The organism is Microbacterium gawkjiense, from assembly GCF_031932225.1.
Lineage (GTDB): Bacteria > Actinomycetota > Actinomycetes > Actinomycetales > Microbacteriaceae > Microbacterium > Microbacterium gawkjiense.
Window position 1 is genome coordinate 432979 of sequence record NZ_JAUZVV010000002.1, and the last position, 16364, is coordinate 449342.

The 16364-nt window shown below is 70.0% G+C and carries 17 protein-coding genes; 7 read left to right on the top strand and 10 right to left on the bottom strand.

Features of this window, described 5'->3' with window-relative positions:
* Positions 1–70 precede the first annotated feature (70 nt).
* Positions 71–1297: an ROK family transcriptional regulator gene (locus tag Q9S71_RS10190; RefSeq protein WP_311862194.1), complete on the top strand. Its 1227-nt coding sequence runs from the start codon at positions 71–73 to the stop codon at positions 1295–1297.
* Between the two features lie 120 nt (positions 1298–1417).
* On the opposite strand, the gene Q9S71_RS10195 is transcribed toward Q9S71_RS10190, so the two are convergent.
* From Q9S71_RS10195 to Q9S71_RS10205, 3 genes are read right to left on the bottom strand one after another with little or no spacing between them, the layout of a single operon-like run.
* Positions 1418–2470 (bottom strand): hypothetical protein, encoded by a 1053-nt coding sequence (locus tag Q9S71_RS10195; RefSeq protein WP_311862196.1) that lies wholly within the window; start codon positions 2468–2470, stop codon positions 1418–1420.
* Complete coding sequence (locus Q9S71_RS10200; protein ID WP_311862198.1) at positions 2467–2691, bottom strand: helix-turn-helix domain-containing protein; 225 nt, start codon at positions 2689–2691, stop codon at positions 2467–2469. Before Q9S71_RS10200 ends, Q9S71_RS10195 begins: the two co-directional genes overlap by 4 nt.
* On the bottom strand, positions 2691–3155 hold the full coding sequence (locus tag Q9S71_RS10205; protein WP_311862200.1) for a DUF2975 domain-containing protein: 465 nt from the start codon (positions 3153–3155) through the stop codon (positions 2691–2693). Before Q9S71_RS10205 ends, Q9S71_RS10200 begins: the two co-directional genes overlap by 1 nt.
* 85 nt (positions 3156–3240) lie before the next feature.
* Between Q9S71_RS10205 and Q9S71_RS10210 the strand changes: the two genes are divergently transcribed.
* Positions 3241–4173: an AEC family transporter gene (locus Q9S71_RS10210; RefSeq protein WP_311862202.1), complete on the top strand. Its 933-nt coding sequence runs from the start codon at positions 3241–3243 to the stop codon at positions 4171–4173.
* Positions 4174–4186: 13 nt separating this feature from the next.
* On the opposite strand, the gene Q9S71_RS10215 is transcribed toward Q9S71_RS10210, so the two are convergent.
* A complete protein-coding gene (locus Q9S71_RS10215) occupies positions 4187–4948 on the bottom strand; it encodes an SDR family oxidoreductase (protein WP_311862203.1) in 762 nt (253 codons plus the stop codon).
* Positions 4949–5084: 136 nt separating this feature from the next.
* Between Q9S71_RS10215 and Q9S71_RS10220 the strand changes: the two genes are divergently transcribed.
* From Q9S71_RS10220 to Q9S71_RS10235, 4 genes are all read left to right on the top strand, one after another.
* Positions 5085–5555, top strand: coding sequence for an NfeD family protein (locus Q9S71_RS10220; protein WP_311862205.1), 471 nt, complete (start codon positions 5085–5087; stop codon positions 5553–5555).
* Positions 5552–6496, top strand: a complete 945-nt coding sequence (locus tag Q9S71_RS10225; protein ID WP_311862206.1) for an SPFH domain-containing protein — start codon at positions 5552–5554, stop codon at positions 6494–6496. Before Q9S71_RS10220 ends, Q9S71_RS10225 begins: the two co-directional genes overlap by 4 nt.
* Positions 6493–7266 carry a glycerophosphodiester phosphodiesterase family protein gene (locus Q9S71_RS10230; protein ID WP_311862207.1) on the top strand — a complete coding sequence of 258 codons (774 nt, stop codon included), beginning with the start codon at positions 6493–6495 and terminating at the stop codon, positions 7264–7266. Before Q9S71_RS10225 ends, Q9S71_RS10230 begins: the two co-directional genes overlap by 4 nt.
* Before the next feature lie 109 nt (positions 7267–7375).
* Positions 7376–7747 carry an RNA polymerase-binding protein RbpA gene (locus Q9S71_RS10235; protein ID WP_064002015.1) on the top strand — a complete coding sequence of 124 codons (372 nt, stop codon included), beginning with the start codon at positions 7376–7378 and terminating at the stop codon, positions 7745–7747.
* Positions 7748–7750: 3 nt separating this feature from the next.
* On the opposite strand, the gene lnt is transcribed toward Q9S71_RS10235, so the two are convergent.
* The 6 genes from lnt to Q9S71_RS10265 are packed head-to-tail and all read right to left on the bottom strand — an operon-like array spanning position 7751 to position 13587.
* Positions 7751–9304 carry an apolipoprotein N-acyltransferase gene (gene lnt / locus Q9S71_RS10240; RefSeq protein ID WP_311862208.1) on the bottom strand — a complete coding sequence of 518 codons (1554 nt, stop codon included), beginning with the start codon at positions 9302–9304 and terminating at the stop codon, positions 7751–7753.
* 47 nt (positions 9305–9351) lie between these two features.
* The gene (locus tag Q9S71_RS10245; RefSeq protein WP_311862209.1) at positions 9352–9882 is read right to left on the bottom strand and encodes a gamma carbonic anhydrase family protein; all 531 of its coding nucleotides are present in this window, start codon (positions 9880–9882) and stop codon (positions 9352–9354) included.
* A 10-nt stretch (positions 9883–9892) separates the two neighbouring features.
* Entirely contained in the window at positions 9893–11395 is a 1503-nt protein-coding gene (locus Q9S71_RS10250) for an amidohydrolase (protein ID WP_311862211.1), read from the bottom strand.
* Positions 11392–12036 (bottom strand): FMN-binding negative transcriptional regulator, encoded by a 645-nt coding sequence (locus Q9S71_RS10255; RefSeq protein ID WP_217531846.1) that lies wholly within the window; start codon positions 12034–12036, stop codon positions 11392–11394. Before Q9S71_RS10255 ends, Q9S71_RS10250 begins: the two co-directional genes overlap by 4 nt.
* 22 nt (positions 12037–12058) lie before the next feature.
* Positions 12059–13051 carry an Fpg/Nei family DNA glycosylase gene (locus tag Q9S71_RS10260; protein WP_311862213.1) on the bottom strand — a complete coding sequence of 331 codons (993 nt, stop codon included), beginning with the start codon at positions 13049–13051 and terminating at the stop codon, positions 12059–12061.
* Entirely contained in the window at positions 13051–13587 is a 537-nt protein-coding gene (locus Q9S71_RS10265) for a ribose-5-phosphate isomerase (RefSeq protein ID WP_311862214.1), read from the bottom strand. The genes Q9S71_RS10260 and Q9S71_RS10265 overlap by 1 nt, the downstream gene beginning before the upstream one ends.
* Positions 13588–13711: 124 nt before the next feature.
* Here Q9S71_RS10265 and pepN point away from each other — a divergent pair, with 124 nt between their 5' ends.
* Positions 13712–16261, top strand: coding sequence for an aminopeptidase N (pepN, locus tag Q9S71_RS10270; RefSeq protein WP_311862215.1), 2550 nt, complete (start codon positions 13712–13714; stop codon positions 16259–16261).
* Positions 16262–16364 lie beyond the last annotated feature (103 nt).

The window sequence follows — 16364 nt, forward strand, 5'->3', positions numbered from 1 at the left end:
TTCGGACTCTGGCAGTATTCAGGCAGACATCCGCGCGGGATCTGAGGCGGATGCGGAAGAAGGAATCGTCGTGGGGAAGAGATCGTCGCGTGACATCCGCAGCGAGTCGCGGCTCGACGTCCTGCATGCGCTGTTGTCGGCGGGCACCTCGACGCGCGGCGAGCTCGCGCAGGTGACCGGGCTCAGCATCGCGACGGTCGCCACGATCGTGCAGGAGCTCCGGGGGGAGGGTCTGGTGGCGGATGCCGGCAGCTCCGCCCTCGGCGCCGGTAGACCCACGACGATGCTGCGCGTCAACGGCGACCGTGGACGCATCCTCGGCATCGACGTCGCGGAGACATACGTCCGCGCGATCGTCTTCGACGCCGCGCTCGAGCAGGTGGGGTCGGTCGAGGTCCCCATGGACGAGTCGTTGCCGTCGGTCGGCAGCGTCACGGAGAGCATCGTGCGCGCCGTCGACACCGCCCTGAGCGAGACGGGTGTCGACCGCGCCCACGTTCTGGGGGCAGGTGTCGCACTGCCGGGCCTGATCAGTGCGGAGGAGTCGGCGGATGCCGTCGCCCCGCGCTGGGCGGCGCGGAATGTCGAGGTCCTGCATCGGCTGCGCGAGCGCATCGGGCTGCCACTGGTCGTCGAGAACCCGCTGAAGGCGATCGCGACGGCGGAACTGTGGTTCGGGCGCGGGCGCACGGCCTCATCGATGGTCATCGCGAACCTCGGGACCGGTGTGGGCGCCGGCATTGTGCTGGAGGGCAAGATCCTGCGCGGCGCGACGCACAGCGCGGGGGAGTGGGGGCACGCGGTGCTCGTGCTCGACGGGAGATCCTGCCGCTGCGGCCGCTTGGGGTGCGTCGAGGCGTACGTCGGGGCCCCCGGCATCCAGCAGACCCTCCGTGAGATCGCACCGGATCACGAACTGGCCCGCGTGCCGCAACGCGAGTTCATCGACGGGCTCGCGCGCACGCACCGCGAGTCCGGGGGAGATCCGGTCGTCGAGGAGGTGCTCGAACGGACCGCGCACTACCTCGGCGTCGCACTCGGCGACCTGGCGTCGATCATCGACCCCGAGGTGATGATGTTGACCGGATGGACGGCGTGGGCCCTCGGCGACGATCTCGTGGATCCCACGAAGGCCGAGCTGCAGCGGCGGGCGCCCGCCGGTGCGACGACGGGAGTCGAACTCGGCGTGTCGACCGTTCGCGGTAGTTCGGTCGCCATCGGCATGGCGACCCTCGCGTTCGAACGCTTCCTCGGTGACGTCGGCCTGTCGACGACCCGTCTGCCGCTCGCTCTGTAGCTCGTCGACGCGTCCGCAGCGCCCTCGGTCGAGGAGAGCGGGGCCGAGCGGTCGCATCACCGAGTTGACATAATGTGCATTATCGGATGCCGGGAGACGCACCGCGTCGCACCGGACGGTTCACTCCGCCGTCTCACCGGCGTCCGGTGCGGGCAGGCATGGTGTCGTGATCGAGAGGTGGATCAGCCCATCGATCGTCGATCGGTCGCTGATCCGGAGCGCGACCCCGGAGTCGGGATCGAATCGGATGTCGCTCTGTATCGCCCGGTCGGCGTCGAAGCCGGCGGCATCCCAGGTCGCGAGGATGCGCGCGAGGGCCGCCGCGTTGTCCGAAGTGGCGAACTCGGCTGACACCGTCGACTGCATCGAGTCGGCGTCGCACGCTGTCCTTGTCGGGGTGACCGGCGCCCAGGGATCCCCGTCCGCATCCGTTGCACCGGGAACGACGTTCTGCGTCTGCCGATACATGTCCGCCAGGACGTTCTCTGCGTCCGAGAGGCTGACCGGCGGCTTCGGAGTCGGCGTCGGCGCAACCGGGCTCGGAACGTAGGCGGGACGTGACAACCCGCACGGTCCATACACGTCCTCACGCGGCGTGAGGGTCAGACGGTAACTCTCATCGATCGAACCACCCGCAACTGAGGCGTAGGACACGCGGAGGACGTGATCGACGATGGATGCCGTGTATGCACCGTCGTGGAACGGCGTGGCGGCGGGACCGGTCGGTGTCGAGCCTTGAGCCGTCGCGATGACACCGTCCACGAGATAAACGGCACCCGCCCCGCCGCCGTACGATTCCGTCTCCCGGACGACGTACCCCGTGTCGCATCCCTCGTCGTCGATGATGGGCGAAACGTGGCTCGTCTCCAGCGTTGCGAGCATGGCAACCGCGCCCGCGACGACCACCGCCACCGTCGCCGCGAGGCGCGCGAAGATCACTCCGGCGCGCGCCAGCGGATGACTGACGCGGATGCTGAAGGCGAACACCGCCAGGTCCCCGCAGCCGATGAGGACGAGCAAGACCGAAAGCTGCCACGAATCGAGCGTTCCCACCAGGACGACCCTGTCCGGGTCATCCGTCACGGCAGCGACGACGCCGATGGCGACGAGGATGAGGACGGCGAGGACGCCCGTCGCCCAGCGGACGACGACAGCGGGGCGCATGTCACTCATCCGGGGGGCGTTGACATCTCGGGTTCCCAGCGCAGCAGGTCGCCGGGCTGGCACTCCAGCACCTCGCACAGCGCATCCAGGGTGGTGAAGCGCACCGCTTTGGCGCGACCGTTCTTCAGGACGGCGAGGTTGGCCGGCGTGATGCCGATGCGTGCGGCCAGGTCGCCGACGGCCATCTTCCGCCGGGCGAGCATGACGTCGATGTCCACGATGATCGGCATCAGACGACCTCGTCCAGCTCGGTGCGCATCTCGATGGCCTTGCGCAGCAGTGAGCGCATGACGACCACGACGAGCGCGACTCCCCCGGTCGCCACGGCGGCTCCGTAGATCAGGCCGACGACCCCGGGGGCGACGTCTCCGGGCACGAGCAGGGTGGCGAGGCCCGCGGTCAAGACGGCGGCGACCGTGATCGCACCGATGACGATGTCGACGAAGCGGAACGCGCCGACCGAGAACACGGCCTCCGCGGCGGCCATCGAGACGAGCCGCCAGACGCAGACCGCGACGACCTGCAGGCACACGACCCAGAGCGCGAGGATCGAGACGGCGGCCACCCGCCACGCGAGCGGCGCGGTCTCGAGATCCCGCCAGATCGCGGGAAGGATGCCGACCTGCACGAGGAGCGAGCCCATGAGGGACGCCACCAGCGCCGTTCGGAGCGTCAGGATCGTTGCTGTGCTCATCATCGCCTTTCGATCTCAATCTATCGAAAAACGATAGCTCCTCCCCCGGTCCTCCGCAACGGGAGACCCGCCCTAGGCTCGAAGGGTGCTCGCAGTTCTCACGGGATTCGTCGTCATCGGCGTCGCCATCGCCGTGGGCTGGGTCATCGGACGCATCGACCTGCTCGGGCCGACCGGCGGTCAGGTCCTCAGCAGACTGACGTTCTTCGTCCTGAGCCCTTTCCTGCTGTTCGTCGTGCTGTCCCAGGCGGACGTTCGCACGCTCTTCTCGTCGCTGCTTCCGGTCTCGGCGATCGCCGCGGTCGTCATCTTCGCGATCTATGTACTCGTCTCACGCCTCATCTGGCGACGAGCGGCCGGAGAAGTGCTGATCGGCGCCCTCTCCGCAGGTCAGGTCAATTCGAACAACATCGGCATCCCGCTGTCGTTGTACGTCCTCGGCAGCGCGGCGTTCCCCGCACCCGTCATCCTCTTCCAGCTCCTCGTGCTCACGCCGATCACGATGGCGATCTTCGAGGCGCTCACCTCCCCTGCCGGCCGGCGTCCCTGGCCGATCCTTCGGCGGACGGTGACCAACCCGATCGTGGTCGGGTCGCTCCTCGGCACGATCGTGTCGGCGACCGGCATCCCGCTGCCGCCCATCGTCCTCGATCCCCTGCAACTCGTGGCGAACGCCGCCGTCCCGATCCTGCTGATCAGCTACGGCATCTCGCTCAACGGCCAACGCGTCCTCGGACCGTCGGGGCGTCGCCGGGACATCCTCCTGGCGACAGGATTGAAACTGGTCGCCATGCCCGTCGTCGCCTGGGCGGTGGCCGCGTTGCTGTTCCGGCTCTCCGCTGCCGAGGTGCTCGTCGTCACGGTCCTCGCCGCACTCCCCACGGCGCAGAACGTGTTCAACTACGCCCAGCGATACGACACCGGCCGGACGATCGCGCGCGACACGGTGTTCCTGACGACGCTGGGGTGCGTCCCCGTGCTGTTCCTCGTCGTGCTGCTGCTCGGTCCGGGAGCCTGAGCGCCGGACGCCGTCAGACGCCGAAAGAGCTGGTGTCGCCGATGAGGCGGGTGTGGTCGGCCGGGACCGGCTCGACGGCCGCACGCGCGACCTCCGCCGCGAACTCCGAGACGTTGTAGAGCTTGCCGGCGCTCTCGCGGCGCTCCGCGATCGCTCCCGGGTTGGCTCGCTCGAGCAGGGTCGCCGTGATCGTGCCTTCGATCATGTCGCCCGAGACGACCACGAACTCGACGCCCTTCTCGGTCAGGGCCGGGATCCGCTCGCGGAGGGCGTCCTCGCCGGCGCGCTTGGAGCGAGCGACGGGCTCGTACTCGGGCATGGTCGGCGTGGTCTCGATGAAGTGGGCCTGGTGGCTCGTCACGAACACGACCCGGCTGCCTTCGGACATCAGCGGCAGCGCAGCTTCGAGGGCGCCAACCTGCGCGTCGCGGTTGAGCGTCAGCGCGTAGTCCTCGGCCATGCCGCCTTCCATGCCGCCGGAGGCATTGAGCACGAGGATGTCGAGAGAACCGAAGCGTTCCTTCACTGCGGCGAACATCTCCGAGACGGATGCCGGATCCGTGAGGTCCGCGCCGACCGTGAGCACGTCGACTCCGAGGCCGCGCAGCTCCGTCGCGAGCCTCTCGGCGCGCGGTGCCTTGTTGCGGAAGTTGATGACGACGTTCGCGCCCGCCTGCGCGAGGTAGCGGGCGGTGTCGGCGCCGATCCCGCGGGACGATCCGGTGACGAGGGCGGTCTTGCCGGTCAGGGATGCGGCGGGAACGGGCTGCGACATGGGGACTCCTGCGGGGTGCTCGGCGGGTGCACGAGACGGACGGGACGGGGACGAGCCTATCAATCGGGGGCGGTTCGGCCTGGCCGTCGACCCCGGTTGGTAGGGTGCGAGGACACGCTGACCGAAGGAGCCGACGATGTTCCCCGATCTCATCCAGTACCTGTGGATCGGTTGGCTGGTGCTCGCGGTCCTCTTCGTCATCATCGAGCTCCTGACGCTCGAGTTCACCTTCCTGATGCTCGCCGCCGGCACCCTCATCGGCGGCCTCGGCGTGAACCTCGTCGGTGGGGTCTGGTGGCTTCAGGTGCTCGCCGCCGCGGCGGTGTCGGCGCTCCTCCTCTTCACGATCCGCCCGCTCCTGCTGCGCGCCCTGCATCGCTCGAGCCAGCACGTCCCGACCAATGTCGACGCGCTCACCGGGATGTCGGCGCGGGTGGTCTCCGCCTTCGTGGACGGTGACGGCTCGGTGAAGCTCGAGAACGGCGAGACCTGGACCGCCCGTCTGATCGACGCCTCGGCATCCGTCGTCCCGGGTCAACGTGTGACCGTCACCGCCGTCCGCGGCGCCACCGTCGTGGTGGCACCCGAAGAAGGGAACCCCGCATGACCCTCCCCGCTCGCGTCGACGTCGGCGCGTTCGTCGGCCAGATCTTCGTCGTCGTCCTGCTGGTCGTCGTCGCGATCTTCGTCGTCGTCGTCCTGTTCCGCTCCATCCGGATCATCCCGCAGGCGTACGCGGGCGTCGTGGAGCGCTTGGGTCGCTATCAGCGCACCCTCTCCCCCGGTCTGAACCTCCTCGTGCCCTTCATCGACCGGCTCCTCCCGCTGGTGGACATGCGCGAACAGGTGGTGTCCTTCCCGCCGCAGCCCGTCATCACCGAGGACAACCTGGTCGTCTCCATCGACACGGTCGTCTACTTCCAGGTGACCGATGCGCGCGCAGCGACGTACGAGATCAACAACTACCTCGGTGCCGTCGAACAGCTCACGACGACGACGCTCCGCAACGTGGTGGGTGGCCTGAACCTCGAAGAGGCCCTCACCAGCCGCGACAACATCAACACCCAGCTGCGTGTCGTCCTCGACGAGGCGACCGGCAAGTGGGGCATCCGCGTCTCGCGCGTCGAGCTGAAGGCGATCGATCCGCCGGTGTCCATCCAGGACTCCATGGAGAAGCAGATGCGCGCCGAACGCGACCGGCGTGCCGCGATCCTCACCGCCGAGGGGTCCAAGCAGTCCCAGATCCTCGAAGCGGAGGGCCGCCGGCAGGCCGAGATCCTCCGGGCCGAGGGCGACAAGCAGGCAGCCGTCCTCCGCGCCGAGGGCGAGGCCCAGGCGATCCAGTACGTCTTCGACGCGATCCACAAGGGTGACCCCGACGAGAAGTTGCTCGCCTACCAGTACCTGCAGACTCTGCCCAAGATCAGCGAGGGCGCGTCGAACAAGCTCTGGGTCATCCCCAGCGAGTTCACCGACGCGCTGAAGTCGTTCAGCACCGCGTTCGGCGGACCCGCCCGGCCGACGAACGGGACGACACCGGCACCATGACGCATCCGTGGTTCCTCGGTGAGGAGGCCCCGCGGGTGCTCGCCCATCGCGGGTTCGTGCCGCCGGACTCCGAGCAGGTCGTCGAGAACTCCGTCGCCGCTCTCGCCGCCGCCCGCGCGACCGGCACCGTCTACCTCGAGTCCGACTGCCACGTCACCGCCGACGGCGACGTGATCCTCTTCCACGACGACGATCTGCGACGCGTCACCGGAGACCCCCGCCCCGTCGCGACCGTCCGCACCCGCGAACTCGTCGAGATCATGTCGACGCGCGGCGGCCTCGCGGTGCTGCCCGACGTCCTCGACGCGTTCCCGGACGCGCGGTTCAATCTGGACGTGAAGGCGGATGCCGCGGCCGAACCCGTCGGCAGGCTCATCGCGCGCGAGTCGCACCGCGTGCTCCTCACGAGCTTCTCGGACGCCCGCCGCGCCGCCGCCCTCAGCGCGGCTCGCGCGCGCGGTGGCGAGCCGGCCACGTCCGCGGGGTCCCGCACGCTCGCGCGGGTGCTGGCGGCTGTCACGGCCCGACTCCCCCGCGTCGCGGCGCGGCACCTCGAGGGGCTCGACGCGCTCCAGATCCCGGAGCGTCATCGCGGCATCCGGATCCTGTCCCCGCGCCTCATCGACGCCGCGCACGCGGCGGGCGTCGAGGTGCACGTGTGGACCGTCGACGACCCCGCTCGCATGCACCAGCTGTGGAACATGGGCGTCGACGGCGTCGTGACCGATCGGACCGACGTCGGCGTCTCGACGAGGGCATCTCGCGTATAACCGGCGGTCCTGGAGATCGGCTGTGAATAGCACACTCGTTGAGGTCTTCTCGGATGATCCGCACAGGTGAGTTCGTTATACCTGAGGACGACGACGAGAGGACCACACAATGGCAGATCGCAGCCTGCGCGGCATGCGTCTCGGCGCTTCGAGCCTACAGAGCGAAGAGGGCGTCGTGTTCGTGGAGCGCACCAACCACACCTACGTCTGCACCCAGTGCGAGCGCGAGACTGTTCTCACGTTCGCGGCAGACGCCGAGGTTCCCGAGGCCTGGGAGTGCCGCACCTGCGGTTCCGAGGCCGTTCGACGCATCGGCGACACGGTCGCCGTGGTCGACCACTCCGGTGACAAGGCCGCACGCACCCACTGGGACATGCTGATGGAGCGTCGCACCATCCCCGAGCTCGAGGAGCTTCTGGAGGAGCGGCTCGCTCTGCTGCGCGCCCGTCGCGGCGGCAGCTCGGACAAGCTGAGCGCCTGACCCTCACACTCCAGCGGCGTCGTCCTCTTCGGACGGCGCCGCTTTTGTGCGCCGGCGGGCGAGGAACCCGAGCAGGACGAGCATCGGAAGCGCCGACCATCCCAGCAGCCACTGGAGGGCCGGACCGAGGACGACCGCGGGGGTGAGTCCGGATCGCAGCGGCACGTCGACCAGGAGGGCCCCTGCCGTGTCGGCGGCGAGGCCGTCGATGACGGAGCCATCCGGGGCGATCACCTGGCTGGTCCCGACGGTGGAGATGTTGACGACCGAGCGGCCCGTTTCGATGGCGCGCATGCGGGCGAAACCGAGCTGCTGCACGTTCTCGTCGGTCCCGCGGAAGTCGGCATTGTTCGTCTGGAACATGTAGACCTCGGCGCCGTCGCGTGCACCGTCCCAGATGACGTCGTCGTAGATCACGTCGAAGCAGATGGCCAGCCCGACGCCGACGCCGCTCACGTCAAAGAAGGGCGGGTTCGTGCCCGGGGTGTACTCACGCTGGATCAACCCGATGAGGTCGGGCGCGAGCGCTTCGAAGAACCATCGGTCGGGGACGTACTCCCCCATCGGGACGGGATGCGTCTTGTCGTGAAGTGCGAGCGGGTTCTCCGCGCCGGCCTGCCACAGCATCGAGGTGTTGTAGATCTTGTCGCCGCGCTCGGTCGCGGCGTTCACCAGGAGTGGCGCATCGACCTGGGTGGAGAGGTCGTCGAGCGCATTGGCGATGAAGGAGTTGTTGATCGGGTCGGCGTCGACGCCTCCCTCCGGCCACAGCAGGAGGTCGAGGTCCTGGCCGATCAGGGGCTGCGTGGCGGCGAGCTGGGCGCGGAAGACGGCGTAGGGCTCGCGCTGGTCGAAGTACCCCGACGGGCCGTTGCCCTGCACCGCGCCGACACGCATCGTCCCGGCATCCGTCGTCGGGAACTGCGGTACCAGCAGGAGAAGGGCGGCGGCGACGGCCGCGGGCACCGCGAGCCGTACGCGACGCCACACCCGCAGGCGGACGGCCTCGATGACGGCGGCCGTCAGGAAGACCATGACGAAGGTCAGACCGCTGACGCCGAGCCACGAGGCGAGCTCGGCGAGCGGACCGTCGGACTGACTCATCCCGAGCCGCGCCCACGGGAACCCCGTGTACGGCCACGATCCGACGAACTGCTCGCGCGCCGTCCAGGCGGCGGCCACGAGGGCAGGCAGTGCGGTGACGCGCGCCCACGGGCCGGGCAGCACCTTCGGCAGCCATCTGTAGGCCAGCGTGATGGCGATCGCGCCCACGGCGTTCAGCACCGTCTCGACCCCGGCGAGGGCGAACCACGGGACCGGGCCGAGGTAGCGGGTGATCCACGCGATGTGCAGCAGGTAGAAGGATGCCGCGAACACCGCACCGACGGCGACTGCACCCCACGCGGACCGGCCGATGAGCGTCACCAGGGTCATCGCCGCGCCGACGAAGGCGAGCGGCCAGACCCCGATGTCGGGGAAGGCGAGGTCCAGGACGGCGCCGCCGGCGACCGCCACGGGCAGGGCCAGCCAGAGCGGGAGGAGGGGGCGGTCGCGCACGGAGGAAGCCTAGATGAGACCCGCTATGGTGACGCTGAGGAGCCGCCTCACGCGGCGTCGCCGTGACGGGCGGAGTGGTCGAGGTAGATCGCGGCGTTGCGGAGGATCCCCGCCCGCTCCTCCGGGGTGAGGGGGCGACGCACCTTCGCGGGGACTCCCGCGACGAGCGAGCCGTCGGGGATGACGGCGCCCTCGAGCACGACCGCTCCCCCGGCGATGAGGCATCCCGCACCGATGACCGCGCCGGAGAGGATCACCGAGCCCATCCCGACGAGGGTGCCGTCGCCGATGCGGCAGCCGTGGACGACGGCGTTGTGGCCGATCGAGACGTCCTTCCCCACCTCGACACCGTGTTCGGCGTCGACGTGGACGGCGACGCCGTCCTGCACGTTGCTGCGGGCACCGATCGAGATCGGCGCACTGTCGCCACGGAGCACAGCGTTGTACCAGACACTCGCGCGGTCGCCGAGGGTGACCGCGCCGACCACGCGCGCGCCGGCGGCAACGAAGGCGGTGTCGGCGACCTCGGGGGTCGCCTCCGGGAGGGCGAGCAGGGTGGCCTGGTCGGACACGGTCATCGGGGTCTCCTCAGGGGGCGATGTGGCTGAGCCGGCCTGCGACCGTCGTCGCGCCCACGCGTGTCGCGCGGAGGCCGGGGTCGTCGGCGGCGAGAGGATCGCGGTCGATCAGGGCGAGGTCCGCGGTCAGGCCGGGCTCGAGCGCACTCCCGGTGGCGGAGCCGCCCGCCGTCGACGCTGCGAGCGCGGTCGCCGCCTCGAGACCCTGCTCGGGGCGCCACGGGTCGCGTCCCCCGCGGGTGCGGTGGACGGCGGCCGCCATCGCGGCCCACGGGTCGAGCGGCGACACCGGGGCATCCGATCCGAAGAGCAGATTCGCACCCGATTCGGCGAGGGCGCGCAGCGGGTACGGCAGCGCGGTCTGCGCCGCCCACACCGAATCGGTCAGGTCCCGGTCGTCGACGGCGTGCTCGGGCTGCACGCTGGCACCGACGCCGAGTCGAGCGAAGCGCGGGATGTCGGCGTGCGCGACGAGCTGAGCGTGCTCGATCGTGCCCGTGGCGCCGGTGAGGGCGAAGGCGTCCAACGCGTGCGAGTTCGCGACGTCGCCGATCGCGTGGATCGCGCAGGAGAGCCCGGCGCCGGTGGCCCGGATCATCAGCTCCACCAACTCGTCGGGAGCCACCGTCAGGACACCCGTGTTGTGCGGATCGTCGGGATACGGATGCGAGCACGCGGCGGTCCTCGTGCCGAGGGAGCCGTCGGTGATGACCTTCAGGGAGCCCATGCGCACCAGCCCGAGCGGGTCGACGGCGTCGCCGGTGGCCAGTCCGACGGCGATCGCGCGGTCGAGGAGGTCGGGGTACACGCCGAACGAGACGCGCAGGCTGTCGAAGCCGGCATCCAGGCGGCGGGCCCAGGCATCCGCGTTCCACGCCATGTCGAGGTCGACGATGCCCGTCACGCCGCGGGCGGCGGCACGGTCGAGGGCGTCCCGCACGAAGCGGTCCGAGACGGCGGGATCCACGTCGTTGAGCCGGCGCGAGATCTCGAACGCCGGTCCTTCGCGGAGGATGCCGTCCGCGGTCGGGGCGATCGACTCGCGGCGGAACGCGGCGCTGTTCAGCCAGACGCTGTGGACGTCCGCGTTGATGAGATACGTCGGGACCTCGCCGGTGTGCTCGTCGAGCAGACGGAGCGAGGGGGTGTCGGGCCACAGCGCGTCACGGAAGCCGGTGCCGACGCGTCGTCCGTCGTCGAGGACGGGAGAGTGCCCCATGACGGATGCCGCCTGCACCGCATCCGTCACGTCGCCGAGCGGCGTCCGCTGCGCGACGAGGGCCCACTGCACGGTGTGGACGTGGTGGTCCCACAGCCCCGGGACGAGCCATCCGCCGTCGCCCTCGACGACGACACCACGGCGGGGCAGCGCACCGGCCGGGGCGATATCCGTGATGACGCCGCCGCGCAGGTGCACGTCGACCGGCGCGTCGCCGAACGGGTCGACCCGCCCGGCGCCGGTCAACCGGACGCCGGCGATGACGTCGACCTGCTCGCCGCGCGACGCCGTCACGAGCGTGCCGCCCGGATCGCGTCGTGGGCGCGTCGCATCTCGTCGGCCAGACGCGGATCGGCATACGGGCTGTCACCGGCGTCGAGGCGGTCGATGATCGTGTCGACGACCTCGTCGGGACGGTTCTGGCTGAGCTTGCGCTTGGCCGTCACGTGCGTCGGGGTCAGTCGGAAGCCGACCGTGCCCTTCTCCAGCCGGCGCACGAACTCGTCGTCGTTCGGGGCCTCCCACATGCGGCGCGGCTGCGGCATCGACCCCTCAAACCGGTCGACGAGACGGTCGAGGACAGCGAGGTTCTCCTCCGCCGACAGGATCTCGGGTACACCGCGCAGGTGCACCGAGACGAAGTTCCAGGTGGGGACGGCGGGGCCGTCGCCGTACCAGCCGGGCGAGATGTATCCGTGCGGACCCTGGACGACGACGAGGATCTCGGCCTCGCCGAGGCCGTGGATGAGATCGTCCGGGCGTCCGACGTGCCCGACGATCGTCAGGTCCTCGCGTGTCGGGTCCAGCAGGACCGCGTAGTGGGACGCCACCAATCCCGCCTCGGTGTCGCTCACGATCGTGACCCAGGGGTTCTCGTCGATCACGCGGCGGAGCTCGGCGGCATCCGTCATCGTGAAACTCGGGTTCTGCCTCACCGTGCGCCCTTCCCGTCCCGGATCACGCCTGGCACCGCGGGCACCAGTACAGCTTCCGCGCGGCCATCTCCTCGAGGACGATCGCCGTGCCGCACACACGGCATGGGAGCCCGGCGCGGTGATAGACCCAGTGGCGGTCGTCCCGGTGCGCCATGGCACGGCGGTACGCCTCCGGGTCGAGGTCGTCCATCGTCATCATCTGGCCGGTCTCGACACCGATCGCGAGCAGGCGCACCCAGTCCCGCCACAGGCCCCGCACCGTCTCCTCGGGCACGTCGCGCGCCGGCGTGTGCGGGTTGAGGTTCGCGCGGAAGAGCAGCTCGGCCCGATAGACGTTCCCGATCCCGCTCACGACCTTCTGATCCATCAGCACCTGGCCGATGGGCGTCGGCTTGCGCCGGACGGCGGCGACGAAACGCTCCTCGCCCTCCGCCACGTCGTCCACCAACGGGTCGGGTCCGAGTGCGGCGACGGTGGCGAGCATCTCGTCCACGGTCTGCAGCTCACACGCAGTGGGGCCGCGCAGGTCCGCGCAGGTCGACGCGGTCAGCAGTCGCAGGCGCACCTGCCCGACGACGGGCGGCGGCCATTCGGCACCCGTCGTCTCGTCGAGTCCGCGGGTCTGCTCGCTCATCCGCACCGCGCCGCGCGCGCGACGGGGCGCTCCGATCGACGACAGCGAGTTCTCGCCCGCGTCGTCGTAGACCGGATCGACCCCGCGCTGGTTCGTCTGCCCCATCCGTCCGTTCGCCGACGCGATCGTGGGGTCGAGGAGGATCTCACCCGCGAAGTCCCACGCGCCGTAGATCCCGAGGTGCACCCGCAGCCACACGTCCGCATCGAACTCGAGGAACATCTGCTTGCCGACCGCGCGCACCTGCGTGGGGGTCCGGCTGTCGAGGACGGCGGCGCCCTCCGCGAAACGTCCCTGCGGGCTCGAGGCGGCGACCGGGCGCCCGACGAAGTTGCGGTCGAACTGACGGGCGATGCGGTGGACGGAATGCCCCTCGGGCATCAGCCCGCTTCCGGGTCGAAGGTCTCCGAGGCGTCGAGCACGTCGGGCTTGACGGCACGCGGATCGGCCTCGAGGGTGCCGTCCGTCTCGTACGCCGCGAGCTGCGCGATGCGACGCGCGTGACGCTCCTCCCCCGGGAACGGGGTCGCGATGAAGCGGTCGATGAACCCGACGGCCTCGTCGAACGTGTGCTGACGCGCGCCGATCGCGATGACGTTGGCGTCGTTGTGCTCGCGCGCGAGTTCGGCCGTCGCGATGTTCCACACGAGGGCCGCGCGGATGCCGCGCACCTTGTTCGCGGCGATCTGCTCGCCGTTGCCGGAACCGCCGAACACGACACCGAGCGTCGGGATGCCGCGCGCCTGATCCTCGGCGACCGCCTGGGCCGCCCGGATGCAGAAGGCCGGGTAGTCGTCGAGGGGGTCGTAGGTGACGGGACCGTGGTCGACGACGTCGTGACCGGCTTCGGCCAGGTGGTGCTGCAGGCGGGTCGAGAACTCCATGCCCGCGTGATCGGTCGCGATGTGGATGCGCATGTGACGATTCTAGGGAGGCGGATCCCCCGTTCCGGCGAGTCGTCGGCGTAGGCTGGGACGGTTGCCGTCGGCGCCAGCAGCGCCTGTCCACGGCACCCCACCCTCACCCCTGGGAGACACGAACGTGCCTGGAGAGAACCTCACCCGCATCGAAGCGCAGGAGCGCCGCGCGACCGTCGAGACGCACGCGTACGACGTCGCCCTCGATCTGACCACCGGTGACGAGGTCTTCGCGTCGCGCAGCGTCATCCGCTTCGCCGCCACCGCCGGCGCGTCGACCTTCGTCGACCTGATCGCCCGCACCGTCCGCGAGATCACGCTCAACGGTCGCTCGCTCGACCCCGCCGCGGTGTACGACGATTCGCGCATCGCGCTCGAGGGACTCACCGACGAGAACGAGCTCGTCGTCGTCGCCGACTGCGAGTACACGAACACCGGAGAGGGCCTGCACCGCTTCGTCGACCCCGTCGACGGCGAGGTCTACCTCTACACGCAGTTCGAGGTGCCGGACTCGCGTCGCGTTTTCGCGGTCTTCGAGCAGCCCGACCTGAAGGCCACGTTCCGCTTCACCGTGACGGCTCCCGACGCGTGGAAGGTGGTCTCCAACTCCCCCACCCCCGAGCCGCAGCCCGCGGGTGAGGGCGTCGCGACCTGGTCGTTCGAGCCGACGCCGCGCATCTCGTCGTACATCACGGCTCTCGTCGCCGGTCCGTACGAGCAGGTGTTCTCGGAGCTCACGAGCTCGGACGGGCGCACGATCCCGCTCGGCGTCTACGCGCGCAAGAGCCTGTGGCAGTACCTCGACGCCGACTATGTCTTCGAGAAGACCCGCCAGGGCTTCGCCTACTTCGAGGACAAGTTCGGCGTCCCCTACCCGTTCGCGAAGTACGACCAGCTGTTCGTGCCCGAGTTCAACGCGGGCGCCATGGAGAACGCCGGCGCCGTCACCTTCACCGAGACCTACGTGTTCCGTTCGAAGGTGACGGATGCCGTCAAGGAGCGCCGCGTCGTCACGATCCTCCACGAGCTCGCGCACATGTGGTTCGGCGACCTCGTCACCATGAAGTGGTGGAACGACCTCTGGCTGAACGAATCGTTCGCCGAGTGGGCGTCGACCATCGCCACGGCGGAGGCGACGGAGTGGACCGAGGCGTGGACGACGTTCAACGCCATGGAGAAGACCTGGGCCTACCGTCAGGACCAGCTCCCCTCGACGCACCCCGTCTTCGCCGAGATCAACGATCTCGAGGACGTGCAGGTCAACTTCGACGGCATCACGTATGCGAAGGGCGGATCCGTCCTCAAGCAGCTCGCCGCCTGGGTGGGCATCGAGGCGTTCTTCGCGGGGGTGTCGGCGTACTTCCAGAAGCACGCGTGGGGCAACACCGAGCTCAGCGACCTCCTGGTCGAGCTCGAGAGCACGAGCGGGCGCGAGCTCACCACCTGGTCCAAGAAGTGGCTCGAGACGGCTGGCGTCAACACGCTCGCTCCCGAGATCCGCGTCGACGGCGACGGTGTGATCACGCGCTTCGCGATCGTCCAGACCGCGCCCGCCGACTACCCGACGATCCGCCCGCACCGCCTGGGCGTCGGCTTCTACACCCTGCAGGGCGAAGAGCTCGTCCGGACGCACCACCTCGAGCTCGACGTCGACGGCGACCTCACCGAGGTCCCCGACCTCGTCGGGCACCGGCAGCCGGACCTCGTGCTGCTGAACGACAACGACCTCGCGTACGCCAAGATCCGCCTCGACGAGAAGTCGCTGCGCACCGCCACGGCGCACCTCAGCAAGATCAGCGACCCGCTCGCCCGCTCGCTCGTCTGGGGCGCGGCGTGGGACCAGACGCGTGACGGAGAGGCGTCGGCGACCGAGTACCTCGACCTGGTGCTGCAGAACATCGGCACCGAGACCGAGTCGACCACCGTGCGCACCACTCTCGCCCAGCTGCAGCTCGCCGCGAACTCCTACGTGGACCCGGCGACCCGGGACGCCGCTCGTGAGCGCGTCGCCGAGGGCCTCTGGGCACTCGCGCAGGATGCCGAGGCCGGCAGCGACAGCCAGCTGCAGTTCGTCACGGCGTACGCGTCCGCGGCATCCACCCCCGCTCAGTGGGAGCGCGTCGCGCAGTTGCGCTCCGGCGCGCAGGAGCTGCCCGGGCTCGAGATCGACGCCGACCTCTCGTGGGCGCTCCTCGTGTCGCTCGCCGCCGGCGGAGTCGTCTCCGCAGCGGAGATCGACGAGGCCCTGGCGGCCGACAACACCGCGAAGGGCGGCGAGTTCGCCGCACAGGCGCGCGCGGCGCTCCCGTCGGTGGAGGCCAAGCGCGCCGCCTGGCAGTCCCTCGTCGACAGCGCCGACCTGCCCAACACCGTGGTGCGTTCGGCCGCGGCCGGATTCGTGAACCCCGCGGGCGTGCCCGCGCTCCGCGAGTTCGTCGACGCGTACTTCGACATGCTGCTGCCGGTGTGGGAGTCGCGCACCTACCAGATCGCGCAGTACCTGATCGTGGGGCTGTTCCCGGCGCCCCTCGCCGATGCCGCCCTGCGTGACGCCACGCGCGGCTGGCTCGCCGAGCACCGGGACGCGCCCGCTGCCCTTCGACGCCTGGTGAACGAGAACCTCGCGGGCGTCGAGCGTGCCCTCTCCGTGCAGGAGCGCGACCGCCAGGACTGAGCCGCAGGTCACACGAGGGGGCGTCGTACCGTGGTACGACGCCCCCTCGTCGATATCGCCCTCACGGGGGACGCGGCGGCCGCATCCGGTCCGTAACGTCGAG